The following is a 17940-nucleotide window of genomic DNA, read 5'->3' as shown; positions in this document are numbered from 1 at the left end:
GAAGCCCCTTGTCGCGTATGTCGGCGCAACGAGGAAGAAAAGATCATGTTTCCAAAAAGACTCTCTGAAGGCTATCAATCATTCCTGAAAGGCCGTTTCCACTCGGAACGCAGCCGATACCAGAAACTGGCCGAAATTGGGCAAAGCCCGGAAATCCTGATCATCGGGTGTTGCGACTCCCGCGTCTCGCCCGAAGTCATCTTCGACGCCGGCCCCGGCGAAATGTTCGTGATCCGCAACGTCGCCAACCTGGTGCCGCCCTGCGACCCCGACACCGAATCCTCCTACCACGGCACCAGCGCCGCCATCGAATTCGCCGTCAACGGCCTGAACGTCAAGCACATCGTGGTGCTGGGCCACGCCTCCTGTGGCGGCATCCGCTCCTTCTTCGACGGCGCCAAGCCGCTGTCCAAGGGCGATTTCATCGGCAAGTGGATGTCGCAGATCGAGCCCGTGGCCGAACGCCTCGGCCCGGCCACCGGCGACCGCCAGGCCAACCTCAAGCGCCTGGAGCTGGCCACGGTCGAGCACAGCCTGGAGAATCTGATGACGTTCCCGTCCATCCGCCGCCGCGTGCAGAAGGGCGAGCTGGAGCTGCACGGCACCTATTTCGGCGTGGCCACCGGCGTGCTGTTCCTGCGCGATCCCAAGACGGGCGAATTCAATCCCTGCCTGGAAACCGGCATCGTCGAATAAGCCGCGGCCCCGGAGCGCCGGGGCGTTTCCTGCTACATTGGACTTGTGACCCGCTGAACCGGCCCGCCCGCGGACCGGCCACGACAGGGAGCCTCGCATGGACATTGCAGCGATCCCCGCCATTGCCCGCGTCGCCGCGCCCTACCCGGCGCGCGTGCCGCTGATCGACGAGACCCGGCCCGCCTGGGCGACGCCGCGAGCGGCTGAAAGCCCGCCCACCCCGCTGCCTGCGCGCAGCCGCGACCAGGCGCCGCCCGCCCCCATCGCCGGCATGGCGCCGCGCCCCGACCCGGACCTGCTGCGCGACCAGTACGCCGAGGCGCGCATGCGCCGCGCCATCGCCGACTACGCCGCCGCGCCTGCCGAGGCGGCGGCCCGGGCCAACGACTGGGGCACCATAGAAGGCCTGGCGCCCTTGCAGCCCTACCGCCTGGCCATGGGCAACCCGCAAGTGCAGGAATGGCAGGCCGCCGCGGCCGCCAAGGCCATGGGCGCGGCCGTGCCCAAGGTCGCCAGCATCGGCGCCACGGAAAACGCCACCGACCAGGCGCGCTACCGTCCGGGCTTCGCGCCTCAGCCTTGGTCTTAGTGGAAGAACTCGGCGATCATCGTCGCGCCCAGGAAGGTGCCGGCGTTGGCGGCCAGGGACACCACCACGATCTTCCAGCCCAGCTTGCGGAAGGCCGGCAGGTCCTTGAGGATGGACAGCCCGGCCATCGCCAGGATCACGGTCGTGAAGGGCAGGAAATTCACCTTGCCGACCATCGCGATGATCTGGTCGGAGTACGGCAGCACGCCGGGACAGCCCGCCGTCATGGCGATCACCGACAGCACGAACACGGCCGGCAGCTTGGGCACCACGCGCAGCACCAGGTCGGTAATGACGACCAGCAGCACGATGATGGCCATGCCCGGCAGGGCGTCGGCGAACGGCACGCCATAGCCCAGGCGGTTGCCCACCAGCGCGAACAGGCCGCACACGATGTAGGCCGTCAGGCGGTCGCCGAAGCCCAGCTTGGCGCCGTGGACCGGCGCGTCTTCGGACACGCCGTCCTCGACGGCCGACGGCGCCTTGCCGCGCGAAAAGCGGCCCAGCACCGGCTCCAGCTTGCCGTACAGGAAGATGGTGGTCGGCAGCGAGATGAACAGCGTGAAGTACACGCCCACCACCGTGGTCAGCAGGTTGGCGGCGGCCGCCAGCGCGGCCACCTGGTGCGCCATCTCGGGGGTCTGCTGCGAGGCGATCGCGCCCACGCCCGCGGCCATCATGCTGCCCGAGCCCACGCCGGCGCCCATGGCGAGCGAACGCGGGTCGAAGATATTCAGGCTGGTGATGAAACCGGCCATCAGCGCCACGAACAGCGCGCCGATCACCGTGCCGGTGATGTACTCGGCCATCACGCCGCGCCCTTCGGGCGAGTTCATGCCGTAGCGCTCGCCGATGATGGCCAGACTGGGCTCGCGGCCCACCGAGAAGGTGGCGCCGATGGCCTCGCGCTTGATGCCCAGCAGCAGCGCCAGCGGCAGGCCCACGGCCATGGTGCCGAAGAAATGCCCGAACTCCTGGAACACCAGGGCCCAGCCGGCTTCGCGCACCTGCGGCAGCGCGCCGCCGACCATCAGGCCCAGCTTGGCCAGGAACGGCAGCAGCGCATATTGCAGATAGCCGCTGATGCGGGTCTGCATGGCGGTGTCGACGCCGGCGGCGGCGGGCAGGCGCTGGCCGAGGGCCGCCACGATCGCGCCGATGAAGATGGCCCACAGCATCGGCTGCAGGATGATCTTGCCCGGGCCCACCGTGAACGTCAGGCTGCCGATCGCTTCGGCGATCACCACCACTAGCAAGATGGCGGCAAGCATGCGGATGCGGCTGGAAAGCGGCATGGTGGGCGCGGCCAGGCTGGCGCTGGCTAGAGACATCGGATTCCCCTGGTGAACGTGAATGGGTCGCGGCGACGGTTGGCCGGACCGCTAGCGCCGGCGTTGCGCGCGGCAGGGCCGATTTTCGCCCCGGGGCTGGCATGCAACCATGACAGGACAAGCGTCCAAGCGTTGCGTAAAATGCAACACATATGCTTTTCCAGGGAAAATTTTGCATGATCCCGGATAAAGCAAGGGTAAACCCTAGCATCGACCTGTGGACCTGCCGCCGCACTTCCCGCCGCCATGGACGAAAAACTGGACGCCCGACGCACCCATTACTTCATGCAGGTCATGAGCCGGGGTTCCGTGCGCGGCGCCGCCGAGGCGCTGGACATGGACCCCTCGGCGGTCAGCCGCGCCATCGCCGCCCTGGAGCGCGACTGCGGCATGACGCTGTTCGAACGCCGCGGCCGCGGCGTGGTGCCCACCGACGCCGGCCACATCCTGGCGCGCTACGTCAAGCGCCAGCAGAACATCCAGGAGAGCTTTTTCTCCGAGATCGACAGCCTGCGCAACGCCGAGCGCGGCCATATCGACCTGGTGCTGGGCGAAGGCTTCGTCGAGCTGATGTTCGACCAAGTGCTGCCCGGCTACTGGCGCAGCCATCCGGAAGTCACGCTGGACATCGACGTGGCCCGCACCTCCGAGATCGTGCAGCGCATCGTCGACGACCGCGCCTATATCGGCCTGGTGTTCCAGCCGCCCAACGACGCCCGGCTGCGCGCCCATTACGCGCGCCCCGAGCCGATCCGCGCCATCGTGCGCCAGGACCATCCGCTGGCCCGCCTGCGCCGCCCCCTGCTGCTGACCGACCTGGCCGAGTATCCCGGGGCCGCGATGCAGGAAGGCTTCGGCGTGCGCCAGCACATTCAGGCCGCCGAGATCAGCGAGCAGGTGCGGCTGCGCAACGTGCTGACCACCTCCTCGTTCAAGGCGCTGTGGCAGTTCGCCGCCGCCGGCATCGGCTATGCCCTGACCCCGCCCATCGCGGTCACGGCCGACATGCGCGCCCGGCGCCTGGCCAGCCTGCCGCTGGCCAACCCCATCCTCAACCAGGGCAGCCTGCAGGTGCTGAGCCGCGCCGGCCGCCACATTTCCCCGGCCGCGCGCGAATTGCTGGAGCACATCGTGCGCGGCATCGGCGCCTCGCCGGCGGCGACTTCCGATACGGTCGAGTAAGCCGGCTCCCCGTCATCCGGTTTCTTGCGCCGGGTCAAGCGACATTACCTTATTACCACAATGACTTAGACGGCCCCGGCGGCTGCCTGCTACGGTTATGAACCCCTCGCGCTTTGCGCCGACCGGCCAGAGGGGCCCAGACCGAGAAGACTTCAAGGGCAGTGACATGTACGTGTATGACCCCGTCGACCAGCAGCTCGTCGAGCAGCGCGTCGCGCAGTTCGCCGACCAGACGCGCCGCTTTCTCGACGGCCAGCTCACCGAAGACGAATTCCGCGTTCTGCGCCTGCAGAACGGGCTGTACATCCAGCGCCACGCGCCCATGCTGCGCGTGGCCATCCCGTACGGCATGCTGGCCTCGCGCCAGCTGCGCACGCTGGCCCACATCGCGCGCAAGTGGGACCGCGGCTACGGCCATTTCAGCACGCGCCAGAACATCCAGTTCAACTGGCCCAGGCTGGAGCACGTGCCCGACATCCTGGCCGAACTGGCCACGGTGCAGATGCACGCCATCCAGACCAGCGGCAACTGCATCCGCAACACCACCACCGATCACTTCGCCGGCGTCGCGCCCGACGAGCTGGTCGATCCGCTGGTCTGGTGCGAAATCATCCGCCAGTGGTCCACGCTGCATCCCGAATTCGCCTTCCTGCCGCGCAAGTTCAAGATCGCGGTCAGCGGCGCGGTGCAGGACCGCGCGGCCGTCGGCGTGCACGACATCGGCCTGCAGGCGGTCGAGCGCGACGGCAAGCTGGGCTTTCGCGTCTGGATCGGCGGCGGCCTGGGCCGCACGCCCATCGTCGGCAAGCTGATCAATCCCTTCGTCGAATGGCAGGACCTGCTGACCTACCTGCAGGCGGCGCTGCGCGTCTACAACCTGCACGGCCGCCGCGACAACAAGTACAAGGCGCGCATCAAGATCCTGGTGAAGGACCTGACTCCCGAGGTCTACGCCCAGCAGGTCGATGAACAGTGGCAGCTGATCAAGGGCGGGCCGGACACCATCACGCAGGAATTCGTCGACACCATCAAGTCGCGTTTCGTGTGGCCGCAGTACGACGCCGCGGCCGCGCAGGAACCCGACGACACCGCCGCGCAGGCGGCCGCCGACCCGCGCTTCGCCCGCTGGCTGCGCACCAACGTGCATCCGCACAAAGTGGCCGGCTACGCCGCCGTCACCGTGTCGCTGAAGGCCACCGGCGTGCCGCCGGGCGACGTCACCGCCGACCAGATGGACGCGGTGGCCGACCTGGCCGACGACTACGGCTTCGGCGAGCTGCGCGTCTCGCACGAGCAGAACCTGATCCTGGCCGACGTGCGCCGCGCGCGCCTGCACGATCTCTGGAAGGCGCTGGAGGCGCTCAACCTCGCCACGCCCAACATCGGCCTGCTGACCAACATCATCGCCTGTCCGGGCGGGGATTTCTGCGCGCTGGCCAATGCCGTGTCGATCCCCGTGGCCGAAGCGATCCAGCGCCGCTTCGACGATCTGGACTACCTGTTCGAGATCGGCGAGGTGGACCTGAACATTTCGGGCTGCATCAACTCCTGCGGCCACCATCACGTGGGGCATATCGGCATCCTCGGCGTCGACAAGGCCGGCGAGGAGTGGTACCAGGTCACCATAGGCGGACGCCAGAACGGCGCGGCCAAGCCGCTGCCCGACATCGAATCCACGCGCGGCGGCGGCGCCGCGATCGGCCGCATCATCGGCCCGTCTTTCGCGCGCGACCAGGTCGCCGGCGTGGTCGACCGCCTGATCCGCACCTACCTGGGCCTGCGCGACAGCGAGGCGGAACGCTTCATCGACGTGGTCGACCGCGTCGGGATCGAGCCGTTCAAGCAGGACGTGTATTCGGACCCCGCCTTCGCCAAACCCGCGCCCATCGAGCAACCCGCCCATGTCTGAGATCTACGCCCACGACGCTCCCGGCCCGCACCTGATCCGCGGCGGCCGGCTGGAGGCCGACACGTCCCGCCCGTTCGTGCCCGAACCCGAGGTGGCCGCCGAAGGCCAGGTGCCCGGCGACGAGCCGGGCTGGATCGTGCCGCTGGCGGTCTGGAAGACCTCGCGCGCCACGCTGCGCCGCCACCGCCACCCGGTCGCGATCCTGCTGGAGCCGGACGCCGACCTGCGCGAGCTGGCCGATGCCGACGGCGTGCTGGACCCCGCCGGCATCGCCTTCATTGCGGTGGACTTTCCGGTCTACACCGACGGCCGCGGCTATTCGCTGGCGCAATTGCTGCGCACCCGCTATCGCTGGCAGGGCGAGCTGCGCGCGGTCGGCGACGTGATGATCGACACCATCCACTACCAGGCGCGGGTCGGCTTCGACAGCTTCCTGGTCAAGCCCGGCCACGATCCGCACAAGGCGCTGGAGGCCTTCCGGACGTTCACCGTGCATTACCAGAAGACCTACCGCGTGCCCGAGCCGGCGCTCGCCTAGAACATCGGCACGGGCGCCAGCTGCGCGCGGATCAGGTCGGCGATGCTGCGCTGGCGCTGCGCCTGCATGCGGTCGATGAGGCTGGACACGCTGACCGCCAGGCGCGGATAGCCGCCGGCGTCGCATAGCGCCACGCCCACGCCCAGCACGCCGGGCACCGCCGAGTTGCCCACCACCGACCAGCCGCGGCCACGGGTGTTCTCCACCAGGCGGCGCATCTGCGCCACCGTCATGCCACCGTAGGCGCGCAGCGCCCGTTCGTTCTGCGCCATCACTTCCTCGGCCTCGTCCGGCGGCAGCGCCGCCAGCAGCGCCAGCCCGGCCGCCCCCACGCCCAGCGGCTGGCGATGCCCCACCGTCACGGCCAGCACCTGCACGGGGTAGTTCCCGACCTCGCGGTGCAGGCACAGCGAATCGCTGCCCGCCCGGCAGATCAGGAATACCGAATCGCCGCTCACGTCGCTGATCTGGCGCAGCACCGGCCGCAGGCCGCGCACCGCCTGCGCATGGGGATCGCCCGCCATCATCACGCCCAGCTCGGCCACGCGCCAGCGCGGCGCCTCCGATTCGCGCAGCGCATAGCCCTCTTCCACCAGCACGTCCAGGTAGCGATAGACAGTGGAGCGCTGCATGCCGGCGGCGCGCGCGATGTCGACCACGTGCATGCCCGCCGCGCCGGCCTGGCGCAGCACGCCCAGCACGCGCAGGCCGCGGCGCAGCACGCGCGGGCCCGAGCCTTCCGATTCCGGTTCCGTTTTGTTCAATTTTTGGACAAGTTGCGTTGATGGGGGCCCTATCAAAGCCCATTATGGGGCGGGACAGACAAAGAACTGTCCAAATTCTAGACAACACAGGACGGAGACAACAATGAAGATTTTCAGCAAGCGGTGGGCCGCGGCGGCTGCCCTGACTACGATGTTCGCGGCCCCCGCCCTGGCGGGCCAGTATCCCGAACGCCCGGTGACGCTGGTGGTCGGCTATGCCGCCGGCGGCGCCACCGACATCGTCGCGCGCCTGGTGGCCAAATCCCTGGCCGAGGAGCTGGGCCAGCCCTTCGTGATCGAGAACAAGACCGGCGCCAACAGCAACATCGGCGCGGAAATCGTCTCGCGCGCCGCGCCGGACGGCTACACGCTGTACGTGGGCTCCATCGCCAACACCATCAACCGCACGCTCTACAGCCAGCTGAACTACGATTTCGTCAAGGGATTCGAGCCCATCGGCCTGTTGGCCACCATCCCCAACATCCTGGTGGTCAACCCCAAGGTGCCGGTCAAGACGGTGCAGGAATACATCGCCTACGCCAAGTCCAATCCCGGCAAGCTGACCTGCGCGTCCTCGGGCACCGGCTCGTCCATCCATCTGTCCTGCGAACTGTTCAAGATGAAGACGGGCGCCGACATCCTGCACGTGCCCTACCGCGGCAGCGGCCCGGCGGTGGCCGATCTGCTGGGCGGCCAGGTGGACTCCATGTTCGACAACCTGCCCTCGTCGCTGCCCCACGTGCAGGCCGGCAAGCTGCGCCCCATCGGCGTGACGTCGCCGCAGCGCCTGGACTCGCTGCCCGATACGCCCACGCTGGCCGAATCCGGCCTGCCCGGCTTCGACGTGGAATCCTGGTTCGGCCTGGTCGCGCCCGCGGGCACGCCCAAGCCGGTCATCGACCGCCTCAACCAGGCGCTGAACAAGGCGCTGGCCGGCCAGGCGCTGCAGGCCTCTTACAAGCAGTCGGGCTTCTATGCGCCGCAGCCCCCCAATACGCCCGAATCGTTCGGCAAGAAGATCGCCAGCGAAATCGACAAGTGGGGCGCCGTCATCAAGAGCGCCGACATCAAGGCCAACTAGGCCCCATCAAGACCAAGGAGCACAGGTGTACCCGATCGATTTCTTCTTCCGCGCCGCCGAACGCCATCCGGACCGCATCGCGCTGGACGGCCCCGAGGGCCAGGCGACGTATGCCCGGCTGGCCGCCGAAGTGCGCGCCCTGGCGGCCGCGCTGCAGGAGCTGGACCCGGCGCCGCAGACCCGCGTGGCGATCTGCGCCGGCAATTCCGCGCGGCACATTCTGGCGCTGCTGGCCGTGCTGGCCAGCGGCAAGGTCTGGGTGCCGCTGAACTACCGCAGCACCGAGCGCGAGATCGGGCGCATCCTGGAGGCCACCGAGCCGTCCATCGTGATCGTGGACGGCGTGGGCGCGCCCCTGGCGCCCGAGGCCCAGGGCCGCCATCGCATCCACCTGGAAGACGGCTCGGCGCCGCTGGCCCTGGACGCCCTGCTGGCCAGCAACGCCGGACGCACGCCGGTGCGGCACGCGCTGCCGCGCGACGCCACCCAGGCCATCAAGTTCACCGGCGGCACCACCGGGCTGCCCAAGGGCGTGATGCAGCCGTACCACGCCTGGAACGCCGGCATCGTCAACCAGATCGCCAGCTGGGAACTGACCGAGGACGACCGCTACGTCGTGGCCGCCCCCGTCACGCACGGCACCGGCACCTACCTGCTGCCGGTCCTGGCCCAGGGCGGCACCCATCTGCTGCTCGACACCGTCAACCCGGCCAGCATCACCGCCGCCTTCCGCGAACGCGGCGGCACGCTGTGCTTCATGCCGCCCACGCTGATCTACATGATCATGGCGCAGCCGGGCGTCTCGCGCGCGGACTTTCCGCGCCTGCGCAACCTGATCTATGGCGGCGCGCCCATGCCCGTCGAAAAGATCGACAAGGCGCGCGCCTTCTTCGGCCCGGTGCTGGGCACCACCTACGGCCAGACCGAAGCGCCGCAGATCGTCACCGTGCTGCGCCCCGCCGACCTCGAAGCGCCGGAGAACCGCGCCTCGGTCGGGCGCGTCACCTGGCTGAGCGACGTGGCCATCATGGGACCGGACGGCGCGCTGCTGCCGCGCGGCGAAATCGGCGAAGTCGTGGTGCAGGGCGACCTGATGATGTCCGGCTACTGGCGCCTGCCGGAAAAGACCGCCGAGACCATCGTCGACGGCTGGCTGCATACCGGCGACACCGGCCTGATCGACGCGCGCGGCTACCTGTTCCTGAAAGACCGCCTGCGCGACGTGATCATCACCGGCGGCTTCAACATCTATCCCGTGGACGTCGAGAATGCGCTGTCGGCGCATCCCGCCGTGTACGAATGCTCGGTCTTCGGCCTGCCCGACGACAAATGGGGCGAGGCCGTGCACGCCGCCGTCCAGTTCCATCCCGGGGCGCGGGCCAGCGCCGACGAGCTCAAGGCGCACGTGCGCGGCCTGCTCGGGCCGGTGGCCACGCCCAAGCAGTTCCATATCCATGACAGCCTGCCGCGTTCCAACGTGGGCAAGGTATTGAAGAACGCCGTGCGCGACGCGGCCCTCAAGGAGACAGCATGAAAACGCCCGAAACCCGCCTGTGCGCGCATCATCTCACCGGCATGTCCTACCGCGACGTCGATCTGGTCGAGGACCTGATCGGCAAGAAAACCTTCACCGAAGTCATGATCATGCAGATCCTGGGCCGCGAGGCGCGCCCGGTGGACCTGCGCATCGTCGACGCGGTGCTGGTCACGCTGATGGAACACGGCCTGACGCCCAGCGCCATCACCACGCGCCTGATCTACATGAGCGCGCCGGAAAACCTGCAGGGCGCCGTGGCCTCCGGGCTGATGGCGGTGGGCAGCCAGTTCGTCGGCACCATGGAGAACTGCTCGCGCCTGCTGGACCGCATCCGCCAGGCCGCCGACGGCGAGGCCGAGGCGCTGGCCATCGCGCGCGAATTCCGCGAATCCCGCCGCCCCCTGCCAGGCTTCGGCCACCATCTGCACAAGCCGGACGATCCGCGCTCGATCAAGCTGCTGGCGCTGGCCGAGGCCGAGCCGGATCTGCCGGGAGACTCGCTCAAGGCGCTGCGCCTGCTGGCCTCGGCCATCGACGCCACCTACGGCAAGCACATCACCATCAACGCCACCGGCGCGGTGGCCGCGCTGCTGAGCGAGATCGGCGTGCCCACCGACCTGATGCGCGGCTTCGCCGTGATCTCGCGCGCCGCCGGCCTGGTGTCGCACGTGGCCGAAGAACAGCAAAGCCCCTCGGGCCGCTATATCTGGGAAACCATCGACCACGCCATTCCGTACGTGGGCGCGGGCAAGTCGCACCAGCAGGGCGGGGAACAGTCATGACCGCCGTCAACGACACCCGCCTGGCGGGCAAGATCGTGCTGGTGGCCGGCGCCGGCGCCTCGGCCGCCGGCTGGAGCATCGGCAAGGCCAGCTGCGTGACCATGGCGCGCCAGGGGGCCTCCATCGTCGCGCTGGACGCCAGCATGGAAGCGGCCGAAGACGCGGCCCACGAAGTCGAACTGGCCGGCGGCAGCGCCCTGCCCGTGCAGGCCGACGTCGCCGATCCGGACGCGATGCAGGCCGCGGTGGACGCGGCGCTGCGCCGCTATGGCCGCATCGACGTGCTGCAGGCCAACGCCGGCATCGGCAAGGTCGGCGGCCCCGAGGACATCTCGCTGCAGGACTGGGACCGCATCCAGCAGGTCAACGTGACCAGCCTGCTCATCGCCACGCGGCTGCTGGCCCCGCTGATGCGCGGGCAAGGCGGCGGCGCCATCGTCACTGTCTCGTCGGTGGCCGGCATCCGCTACACGGGCTATCCGCACCTGGCGTACAGCGTGACCAAGGCGGCCGTGATCCACTTCGCCCGCATGGCCGCGCAGCAATACGCCGCCGACCGCATCCGCGTGAACACCGTGATTCCGGGCCTGATCGACACGCCGCGCGTGGCGAAGAATGTGGCGCGCATGTTCGACGCCGACGCCAAGGCCGCCAGCGCGGCGCGCGACAAGCAGGTCCCGATGGGGCGCATGGGCACGCCGTGGGAAGTGGCCAATGCCGTCGCGTTCCTGGCGTCGGATGAAGCGTCCTACATCACCGGCACGGAACTGGTCGTGGACGGCGGGCTTACCGGCAAGTACGCGTAAACGGCGGGCTTACCAGGAGGTCGAATAGGCGCCGGGGAACTGCCGGGCGACGAAGGCCTTCACCTCGTCCGACTGGTAGGCCTTGATGAAGCGCGCGACGCGCGGGTCGTTCCTGTTGTCCTCGCGGGCCGCGATCACCACCGCGGCGAAGGGCGCGTCCTTGCTTTCCAGGGCCAGCGCGTCCTTGGCCGGCGACAGGCCGGCCGGGATCGCGTAGGCCGAATTCACCGCGGCCGCGTCCACGTCCGACAGCGAGTGCGGCAGTTGCGCGGCCTCGATCTCGATGAACTTCAGCTTCTTCGGATTCTGCTCCACGTCGAACAGCGAAGCCGTCACGGTCACGCCGTCCTTGAGGGTGATCAGCTTGGCGGCGGCCAGCACCAGCAGGGCGCGCGCGCCGTTGGTGGGATCGTTCGGGATGGCCACCTTGCCGCCCTGCGGCAGCTCGTCCAGCGACTTCAGGCGCTTGGAATAGATGCCCATCTGCTGCACCACGGCGGTCGCCACCGGCACCAGCTTGTAGCCGCGCGCCTTGTTCTGCGAATCCAGGAAGGGCTTGTGCTGGTAGATGTTGAGGTCCAGCTCCTTGGCGTCCAGCGCGGCGTTCGGCTGGATGAAATCGCTGAACTCCACCAGCTTGACCTTCAGCCCGTCCTTGGCCGCCACGCGCTGCGCGACCTCGCCGATCTGCGCGTGCGGGCCGACGGTCACGCCCACCGTCAGTTCGGCGTCCTGCGCCATGGCCTGGGTGCCGGCAAAGCCCGCCAGGGCGGTGAAAACGGCCAGGAAATGGCGTAGGCGCATACGAGTCTCGCAAAGTCGGTAGGAAAGACCCCGCATTCTAGTGAGCGGGCTTCAAAACCGGAAGCGATGAATATTCATATTGATATGCGAATTACGATATAAAGCCGCGCGCCATGACAAGCCGGCGGCATCCGGACACAATACGGGCTTGCTTTCATTCATCGCGATCCCATGTCCGCCACCACAGAACTCCACCCCCACGCGCGCGCCCTGCTCTCCGACCACTACGCCGCCGTGGACGCCGACCTGCCCGCCCTGCTGGACCTGCTGTTCGCCCGCAGCGCCGGCGAAGACTGGCACAAGGCCGGCACCTTCAAGCACCACCTGCTGGGCGTCTACCGCACGCTGGCGCTGTGGAACCAGCCGCGCGAAGTGCGCCTGCTGGGCCTGTTCCACAGCGTCTACGGCAATGAATACGTGGACCTCACCCTGTTCGACCGCGAGCGCGAGCGCAGCACGCTGCGCGAGGCGCTGGGCGCCGAGGCCGAGGAATGGGTGAGCCTGTTCTGCGCCATGCCGCGCACGAAGTTCGTGCAGGCCATCCTGCAAGGCCAGGGCGCGGGCCCGGACGGGCTGAAGCTCGAAGGCGCGGACGGCCAGGTCTATGCGCTCACGCCGCGCCAGGTCGCCGCTTTCATCGTCGTGTCGGCCGCCGACATCGGCGAGCAATGGCACAGCTGGCAGGACGAGATCTTCGCCGGCTATCCGCAGCAGCAGCGCCGCGACCTGAAGACGAACTGGACCGCCTCGATGTGGCCCGGTCCGCTCAAGCCGCCGTCGAACATCCTGTCCATGCTGTCGCACCTGCTGGCGCCCTTGTCGCGCATGCCCGCCGACACCGGCATTCCGGTCCCGCCCGCGTTCGACGGCTGCCGCGCCACCCTCAGCCCGCGCGACGAAGCCGCCGCCAGCGCGCTGTACTGGCAGGTCGTGACCCGCATGCACCCGATGACCGAAATGGACAGCGCGCGCCACTTGCTGGAAGCCGCCGTGGCCCACAATCCCTGGGTGGGCGAGCCGCGCCTGCTGCTCGCGCAGCTGGCCTTGACCGCGGGCGACTTCGACGCCGCGCAGGCACATGCCGCCGCCGGCCTCGCGGCCCTGCAGGCCTGGGGCACGGCCTGGGACAAGCGCATCGAATGGGCCGGATGGATGGCCTGGGCGCGCATCGAACTGCAGAATGCCAGGGCCCGGCAATGGCCGGAGAACCTGGCGGCGCTGAACGGATTGGGCCTGGTCCAGTAGGACCTACTTCATGCCTTCCCAGTGGGGGCCGGGCACGGCGATATCGAAGAGTTCCAGCACGCGCGCCACGGTGTGATCCACCATTTCCTCGATGGACGCGGGGCGGTGGTAGAAGGCCGGCAGCGGCGGAAAGACGATGCCGCCCATTTCCGTGACGGCCGTCATGTTGCGCAGGTGCGCCAGGTTGAACGGGGTTTCACGCACCATCAGCACCAGGCGACGCCGCTCTTTGAGCGTGACGTCGGCGGCGCGCGTGATGAGATTGTCCGACAGGCCGTGGGCCACGGCCGCCAGCGTGCGCATCGAACAGGGCACGATCACCATGCCGGCGGTCTGGAACGCGCCGCTGGCCAGCGTGGCGCCCACGTCGCGCACGCTGTGCACGTGGTCGGCCAGGGCGTAGACGTCGTGGCGGCTGACGTCCAGCTCGTGCTTGATGTTGAGCACGCCGGACGCCGACACCACCAGATGCGTCTCCACGTCGTCCACGCCGCGCAGCGCCTGCAGCATGCGCACCGCGTAGAGCGCCCCGGTGGCGCCCGTGATGCCGATGACCAGCCGCCGCACGGGCTTGCTCAGGCCATTGCGCCGGATTGCTCCAGCAGGGTCTTCAGTTCGCCGGACTCGTTCATCTCATTCATGATGTCCGAGCCGCCGACGAATTCGCCGCCCACGTACAGCTGCGGAATGGTGGGCCAGCTGGAGAATTCCTTGATGCCCTGGCGGACTTCCTCGTCCTCCAGCACGTTGACCGTGACCAGCTTCTTCACGCCACAGCTCTTCAGGATCTGGATGGCCTTGCCGGAAAAGCCGCATTGCGGAAACTGGGCGGTGCCCTTCATGAACAGCACGACGGGGTGCTGGGTCACGGTTTCGCGGATGAATTCTTGAACGTCGCTCATGGTGGTCTCTTGGACAGGCGTAGGGGAATACGTCAATTATAGGTACAGCGGGAAAAATCGCCCGGATACCCCGGGAGCGGCCCGGGGTATCGTTCAGGCGGGGAGCCGGCCGCCGGAGATGCGCTCGATGCCGGCCAGGTCGCGCCGGCTGTGCACGGCCTCGAATCCGGCGGCGGCCAGCATGTCGCGCACCGCCTGCGCCTGGTCCCAGCCATGCTCCAGCCACAGCGAGCCGCCGCGCTTCAGGTGGCGCCGCGCGCCCTGCACGATGCGGGACAGGTCCTGCAGGCCGCCGGCGCCGTCGGTCAGCGCGCCGCGCGGCTCGAAGCGCACGTCGCCCTGCTCCAGGTGCGGATCGTTGCTGGCCACGTACGGCGGGTTGGACACGATCAGGTCGAAACCCTCGCCCGCCGGCACCGCCTCGTACCAGCTGCCCTCGACCAGCCGGACCGAGGCCGCCAGGTCCCAGGCGTTGCCCGCCGCCACCGCCAGCGCGGCCGCGCTGACGTCCGAAGCCATCACGCGCGCGTCGCGGCGCGCCAGCGCGATCGAAATCGCGATCGCGCCGCTGCCCGTGCCCAGATCCAGCACCGCCGGCGCGGACAGGCCGGCCAGGCATTCCAGCGCGGTTTCCACCAGCACCTCGGTGTCCGGGCGCGGAATCAGCACGTCCGGCGTGACCCGCAGGCGGTGGCCCATGAACTCGCGATGACCCACCAGATAGGCCATGGGCTCGCCGGCCAGGCGGCGTTGCGCCAGCGCCTCGTAGGCGGCCGCGACTTCCGGCGCGAGCGCATCGGTGTCATGCGCCAGCAGCCAGGCGCGCGGCTTGCCAAGCACGTGCTCGAGCAGCATGCGCACCTCCAGCCGCGGCAGGCGCGCATCGAGCAGCAGGGTCTTGAGCTGCGGCGGCGTCATGGCGCGGCTCCGGTCAGAGATCGTCGCCCAGCGCCGCCAGCTGCTCGGCCTGGTGTTCGGCGATCAGCGCGCCGGTCAGTTCCTCCAGATCGCCTTCCATGATCTGCTGCAGCTTGTACAGCGTCAGGTTGATGCGGTGGTCGGTCACGCGGCCCTGCGGATAGTTATAGGTGCGGATGCGTTCGGAGCGGTCGCCCGAGCCGATCAGGCTCTTGCGCTCGGCCGCCTCCTTGCTCTGCCGCTCGCGGACTTCCTTGTCCTTCAGGCGCGCGGCCAGCACCTGCATGGCCTTGTCCTTGTTGCGGTGCTGCGAGCGGTCGTCCTGGCACTCGACCACCAGGCCGGTAGGCAGGTGGGTGATGCGCACGGCCGAATCGGTCTTGTTGATGTGCTGCCCGCCCGCGCCGCTGGCGCGGAAGGTGTCGATGCGCAGGTCGTTCGGGTTGATGACGATGTCCGACATCTCGTCGGCTTCCGCCATGATCGCCACGGTGCAGGCCGACGTATGGATGCGGCCTTGCGCCTCCGTGGCGGGAACGCGCTGCACCCGGTGCGCGCCGGATTCGAACTTCAGGCGGCCGTAGGCGCCGTCGCCGTCGATACGCGCGATCACTTCCTTGTAGCCGCCCAGTTCGGACGGGCTTTCGGACATCAGCTCCACCCGCCAGCCGCGCTGCTCGGCGTAGCGCGTGTACATGCGCAGCAGGTCGCCCGAGAACAGCGCGCTCTCGTCGCCGCCCGTGCCCGCGCGGATTTCCAGGAACACGCTGCGGCCGTCGTTGGGGTCGCGCGGCAGCAGCAGCACTTGCAGCGCCGCTTCCAGCTCCTCCAACCTGGCGCGGCCGGACTTGAGTTCGTCCTCGGCCATGGCTTTCAGGTCCGGGTCCGCCAGCATCTCCTGGGCGGCCGCTAGGTCCTCCTCGGTGCGCGTGAAGGCGGTGAACGCCTCGACCACGGGCTCCAGTTCGGCGCGTTCACGCGAGAGCTTGCGGAAGCGCTCCATGTCGGAGGCGGTTTCCGGTTCGGCGAGCATGGCGTCGACCTCGATGAGGCGGTGGCACAGATGCTCCAGCCGGCTGCGCATGGAAGATTTCATGGGGAATGACCAAAAAGAAAAGCAGGACAGCGGGCGCCCAGAAACGGAACGCCCGCCAGAGAGGGCGGGACGTGGGACAGCGTCGCTAACGGCGCGAGTCGCGGCCGGGGAACAGGCGCGGCATCCAGGCAAGCAGCTGCTTGCGGTCCTCGCCTTCGCTGCGGTTCAGGGCCGCCAGCGGGCCGTGCAGGTATTTCTGCGTCAGGCCGTGGGCCAGCTGCTCGAGCACGGCCTCGGGCGATTCGCCCCGCGCCAGCAGCTTGCGGGCGCGCTCCAGCTCGGCGCTGCGGACGTCCTCGGCGGCCTGGTGCAGGTCGCGGATGACAGGCACCACTTCGCGCGACTGCATCCAGTGCATGAAGCCCTGGACGCGGGTTTCGATGATGGCTTCGGCCTGCACCACGGCGGCGCGGCGCGCGTCCGTGCCGGTCTGGACCAGCCGGCCCAGGTCATCCACCGAATACAGATAGACGTCGTCCAGGCGGCCGACTTCGGGCTCGATATCGCGCGGCACGGCCAGGTCTATCATGACCATCGGCCGGTGGCGGCGCAGCCGGGTGGCCCGTTCCACCATCCCCAGGCCGAGGATGGGCAGGGAGCTCGCAGTACAGGACACGATGACGTCGAATTCGGACAGCCGGTCCGTCAGGTCGGACAGCTTCATCGTGCTGGCGGAAAACCGGTTGGCCAGGATTTCGGCGCGCTCGGCGGTGCGATTGGCCACCACCATGCTGCGCGGACGCTGCGCGGCGAAGTGCGTGGCGCACAGCTCGATCATTTCGCCCGCGCCGATGAACAGCGTGCGGGCCTGGTCCAGATTGCCGAACACGCGCTCGGCCAGGCGCACCGCGGCGGCGGCCATGGACACCGACTGCGCGCCGATGGCGGTCTGCGACCGCACTTCCTTGGCCACCGAGAAGGTGCGCTGGAACATCTGGTGCAGCAGCGTGCCCAGGGCGCCGGCCTCGCCGGCGGCGCGCACCGCGTCCTTCATCTGGCCCACGATCTGGGTCTCGCCCAGCACCATCGAATCCAGCCCGCTGGCCACGCGGAAAGCATGGCGCACGGCGTCGTCCTGGTGGTGGCGGTACAGGTGCGGACGCAGCGTGCCGGCGTCCAGGCGGTTGTGCTCGGCCAGCCAGGCCGGCAGTTGATCGGCCACGTGGCCGTCGGCCGCGCAATAGATCTCGGTCCGGTTACAGGTCGACAGGATCGCGGCTTCGCGCACCGAACCGCCGAACGCCGAACGCAGCCCTTCCAACGCGGGCTTCACCAGATCGACGGGCATGGACACGCGTTCGCGGACCGAAACCGGCGCGGACGTGTGATTCAGACCGAAGGCAAGGACTGCTACCGACATGAGGGAAGGACGGCCAGGCCATCCGCGGGTAAGTTAAGAACTGCCGCCGGCAAGCGTCGCAACGGGCGGGGGATACAGGCACGTGCGCTGCGGCAGACCGCTAGCGATTATACTCCTGCGGGTTATCCCCAGGCCAGCCCGCGGCTTCCGCGGGCCGCAGCAACGGCCAACGTCTCCGCCAAACAACAGCGGCGGCCCGGACCGCCGGCCATTCGCGCCTCCAGGCGGACAATATCCAGGGATTTTCCTGCCGGCTGGCACAAGTCCGAAAAATTGTGTATAGTTGCGGACTTCGTTGGCCTGGTAGCTCAGTCGGTAGAGCAGAGGATTGAAAATCCTTGTGTCGGTGGTTCGATTCCGCCCCAGGCCACCAATTTCTAAGCCCAACCCTTCTCGGTTG

General features: G+C 68.6%; 18 protein-coding genes and 1 tRNA gene. 11 read left to right on the top strand and 8 right to left on the bottom strand.

Features of this window, described 5'->3' with window-relative positions; all coding sequences use genetic code 11:
- Window positions 1-45: 45 nt before the first annotated feature.
- The gene (locus tag C1I89_RS28680) at window positions 46-696 is read left to right on the top strand and encodes a carbonic anhydrase (RefSeq protein WP_102775682.1); all 651 of its coding nucleotides are present in this window, start codon (window positions 46-48) and stop codon (window positions 694-696) included.
- Between the two features lie 97 nt (window positions 697-793).
- Window positions 794-1285, top strand: a complete 492-nt coding sequence (locus C1I89_RS28675) for a hypothetical protein (protein WP_102775681.1) — start codon at window positions 794-796, stop codon at window positions 1283-1285.
- Here C1I89_RS28675 and C1I89_RS28670 read toward each other — a convergent pair.
- Window positions 1282-2616, bottom strand: a complete 1335-nt coding sequence (locus C1I89_RS28670) for a DUF3100 domain-containing protein (protein ID WP_102775680.1) — start codon at window positions 2614-2616, stop codon at window positions 1282-1284. The genes C1I89_RS28675 and C1I89_RS28670 overlap by 4 nt on opposite strands.
- Before the next feature lie 246 nt (window positions 2617-2862).
- On the opposite strand from C1I89_RS28670, the gene C1I89_RS28665 reads away from it, so the two are divergent.
- The 3 genes from C1I89_RS28665 (at window position 2863) to C1I89_RS28655 (ending at window position 6245) form a co-directional block, all read left to right on the top strand.
- Window positions 2863-3798 (top strand): LysR family transcriptional regulator, encoded by a 936-nt coding sequence (locus C1I89_RS28665; RefSeq protein ID WP_102775679.1) that lies wholly within the window; start codon window positions 2863-2865, stop codon window positions 3796-3798.
- Between the two features lie 166 nt (window positions 3799-3964).
- A complete protein-coding gene (locus C1I89_RS28660; RefSeq protein WP_102775678.1) occupies window positions 3965-5707 on the top strand; it encodes a nitrite/sulfite reductase in 1743 nt (580 codons plus the stop codon).
- Window positions 5700-6245 (top strand): DUF934 domain-containing protein, encoded by a 546-nt coding sequence (locus tag C1I89_RS28655; RefSeq protein WP_102775677.1) that lies wholly within the window; start codon window positions 5700-5702, stop codon window positions 6243-6245. Before C1I89_RS28660 ends, C1I89_RS28655 begins: the two co-directional genes overlap by 8 nt.
- On the opposite strand, the gene C1I89_RS28650 is transcribed toward C1I89_RS28655, so the two are convergent.
- Entirely contained in the window at window positions 6242-7009 is a 768-nt protein-coding gene (locus C1I89_RS28650) for an IclR family transcriptional regulator (RefSeq protein ID WP_102775676.1), read from the bottom strand. The two genes, C1I89_RS28655 and C1I89_RS28650, sit on opposite strands and share 4 nt — an antisense overlap.
- Before the next feature lie 103 nt (window positions 7010-7112).
- Here C1I89_RS28650 and C1I89_RS28645 point away from each other — a divergent pair, with 103 nt between their 5' ends.
- From C1I89_RS28645 to C1I89_RS28630, 4 genes are read left to right on the top strand one after another with little or no spacing between them, the layout of a single operon-like run.
- Window positions 7113-8090, top strand: a complete 978-nt coding sequence (locus C1I89_RS28645; protein ID WP_102775675.1) for a Bug family tripartite tricarboxylate transporter substrate binding protein — start codon at window positions 7113-7115, stop codon at window positions 8088-8090.
- Between the two features lie 25 nt (window positions 8091-8115).
- Entirely contained in the window at window positions 8116-9624 is a 1509-nt protein-coding gene (locus C1I89_RS28640; RefSeq protein ID WP_102775674.1) for a class I adenylate-forming enzyme family protein, read from the top strand.
- Window positions 9621-10409, top strand: a complete 789-nt coding sequence (locus tag C1I89_RS28635; RefSeq protein ID WP_102775673.1) for a citryl-CoA lyase — start codon at window positions 9621-9623, stop codon at window positions 10407-10409. The genes C1I89_RS28640 and C1I89_RS28635 overlap by 4 nt, the downstream gene beginning before the upstream one ends.
- Window positions 10406-11215 carry an SDR family NAD(P)-dependent oxidoreductase gene (locus C1I89_RS28630; RefSeq protein ID WP_102775672.1) on the top strand — a complete coding sequence of 270 codons (810 nt, stop codon included), beginning with the start codon at window positions 10406-10408 and terminating at the stop codon, window positions 11213-11215. Before C1I89_RS28635 ends, C1I89_RS28630 begins: the two co-directional genes overlap by 4 nt.
- Before the next feature lie 9 nt (window positions 11216-11224).
- Here the strand turns inward: C1I89_RS28630 and C1I89_RS28625 are convergent, their stop codons facing one another.
- Entirely contained in the window at window positions 11225-12019 is a 795-nt protein-coding gene (locus tag C1I89_RS28625) for a MetQ/NlpA family ABC transporter substrate-binding protein (RefSeq protein WP_102775671.1), read from the bottom strand.
- A 171-nt stretch (window positions 12020-12190) separates the two neighbouring features.
- Between C1I89_RS28625 and C1I89_RS28620 the strand changes: the two genes are divergently transcribed.
- The gene (locus C1I89_RS28620; RefSeq protein ID WP_102775670.1) at window positions 12191-13264 is read left to right on the top strand and encodes a DUF6817 domain-containing protein; all 1074 of its coding nucleotides are present in this window, start codon (window positions 12191-12193) and stop codon (window positions 13262-13264) included.
- Between the two features lie 3 nt (window positions 13265-13267).
- Here C1I89_RS28620 and C1I89_RS28615 read toward each other — a convergent pair whose 3' ends face one another.
- The 5 genes from C1I89_RS28615 to hemA all read right to left on the bottom strand — a co-directional run bounded on the left by C1I89_RS28615 (window position 13268) and on the right by hemA (window position 17540).
- Window positions 13268-13831 (bottom strand): UbiX family flavin prenyltransferase, encoded by a 564-nt coding sequence (locus tag C1I89_RS28615; RefSeq protein ID WP_102775669.1) that lies wholly within the window; start codon window positions 13829-13831, stop codon window positions 13268-13270.
- An 8-nt stretch (window positions 13832-13839) separates the two neighbouring features.
- Entirely contained in the window at window positions 13840-14166 is a 327-nt protein-coding gene (grxD, locus tag C1I89_RS28610) for a Grx4 family monothiol glutaredoxin (RefSeq protein WP_102775668.1), read from the bottom strand.
- Between the two features lie 93 nt (window positions 14167-14259).
- Window positions 14260-15084, bottom strand: a complete 825-nt coding sequence (prmC, locus tag C1I89_RS28605) for a peptide chain release factor N(5)-glutamine methyltransferase (RefSeq protein ID WP_102775667.1) — start codon at window positions 15082-15084, stop codon at window positions 14260-14262.
- A 13-nt stretch (window positions 15085-15097) separates the two neighbouring features.
- The gene (gene prfA, locus C1I89_RS28600; protein ID WP_102775666.1) at window positions 15098-16180 is read right to left on the bottom strand and encodes a peptide chain release factor 1; all 1083 of its coding nucleotides are present in this window, start codon (window positions 16178-16180) and stop codon (window positions 15098-15100) included.
- 85 nt (window positions 16181-16265) lie between these two features.
- On the bottom strand, window positions 16266-17540 hold the full coding sequence (gene hemA / locus C1I89_RS28595; protein ID WP_102775665.1) for a glutamyl-tRNA reductase: 1275 nt from the start codon (window positions 17538-17540) through the stop codon (window positions 16266-16268).
- Between the two features lie 297 nt (window positions 17541-17837).
- On the opposite strand from hemA, the gene C1I89_RS28590 reads away from it, so the two are divergent.
- A tRNA-Phe gene (locus C1I89_RS28590) sits at window positions 17838-17913 on the top strand.
- The last annotated feature ends 27 nt before the right edge of the window (window positions 17914-17940 follow it).

Origin of the sequence: Achromobacter pulmonis (assembly GCF_002885955.2) — a bacterium.
Taxonomy (GTDB): domain Bacteria; phylum Pseudomonadota; class Gammaproteobacteria; order Burkholderiales; family Burkholderiaceae_B; genus Achromobacter; species Achromobacter pulmonis_A.
This window is presented reverse-complemented; position numbering and strand designations above follow the sequence as displayed.

What these genes read in the sequence shown, in the direction of transcription:
- C1I89_RS28630 (WP_102775672.1), top strand. Translation starts at nt 10,406, where the DNA reads ATGACCGCCGTCAACGACACCCGCCTGGCGGGCAAGATCGTGCTGGTG.
- prfA (WP_102775666.1), bottom strand. Translation starts at nt 16,180, where the DNA reads ATGAAATCTTCCATGCGCAGCCGGCTGGAGCATCTGTGCCACCGCCTC.
- C1I89_RS28665 (WP_102775679.1), top strand. Translation starts at nt 2,863, where the DNA reads ATGGACGAAAAACTGGACGCCCGACGCACCCATTACTTCATGCAGGTC.
- C1I89_RS28680 (WP_102775682.1), top strand. Translation starts at nt 46, where the DNA reads ATGTTTCCAAAAAGACTCTCTGAAGGCTATCAATCATTCCTGAAAGGC.
- C1I89_RS28645 (WP_102775675.1), top strand. Translation starts at nt 7,113, where the DNA reads ATGAAGATTTTCAGCAAGCGGTGGGCCGCGGCGGCTGCCCTGACTACG.
- prmC (WP_102775667.1), bottom strand. Translation starts at nt 15,084, where the DNA reads ATGACGCCGCCGCAGCTCAAGACCCTGCTGCTCGATGCGCGCCTGCCG.
- C1I89_RS28620 (WP_102775670.1), top strand. Translation starts at nt 12,191, where the DNA reads ATGTCCGCCACCACAGAACTCCACCCCCACGCGCGCGCCCTGCTCTCC.
- C1I89_RS28675 (WP_102775681.1), top strand. Translation starts at nt 794, where the DNA reads ATGGACATTGCAGCGATCCCCGCCATTGCCCGCGTCGCCGCGCCCTAC.
- grxD (WP_102775668.1), bottom strand. Translation starts at nt 14,166, where the DNA reads ATGAGCGACGTTCAAGAATTCATCCGCGAAACCGTGACCCAGCACCCC.
- C1I89_RS28670 (WP_102775680.1), bottom strand. Translation starts at nt 2,616, where the DNA reads ATGTCTCTAGCCAGCGCCAGCCTGGCCGCGCCCACCATGCCGCTTTCC.
- C1I89_RS28635 (WP_102775673.1), top strand. Translation starts at nt 9,621, where the DNA reads ATGAAAACGCCCGAAACCCGCCTGTGCGCGCATCATCTCACCGGCATG.
- C1I89_RS28655 (WP_102775677.1), top strand. Translation starts at nt 5,700, where the DNA reads ATGTCTGAGATCTACGCCCACGACGCTCCCGGCCCGCACCTGATCCGC.
- hemA (WP_102775665.1), bottom strand. Translation starts at nt 17,540, where the DNA reads ATGTCGGTAGCAGTCCTTGCCTTCGGTCTGAATCACACGTCCGCGCCG.
- C1I89_RS28625 (WP_102775671.1), bottom strand. Translation starts at nt 12,019, where the DNA reads ATGCGCCTACGCCATTTCCTGGCCGTTTTCACCGCCCTGGCGGGCTTT.
- C1I89_RS28660 (WP_102775678.1), top strand. Translation starts at nt 3,965, where the DNA reads ATGTACGTGTATGACCCCGTCGACCAGCAGCTCGTCGAGCAGCGCGTC.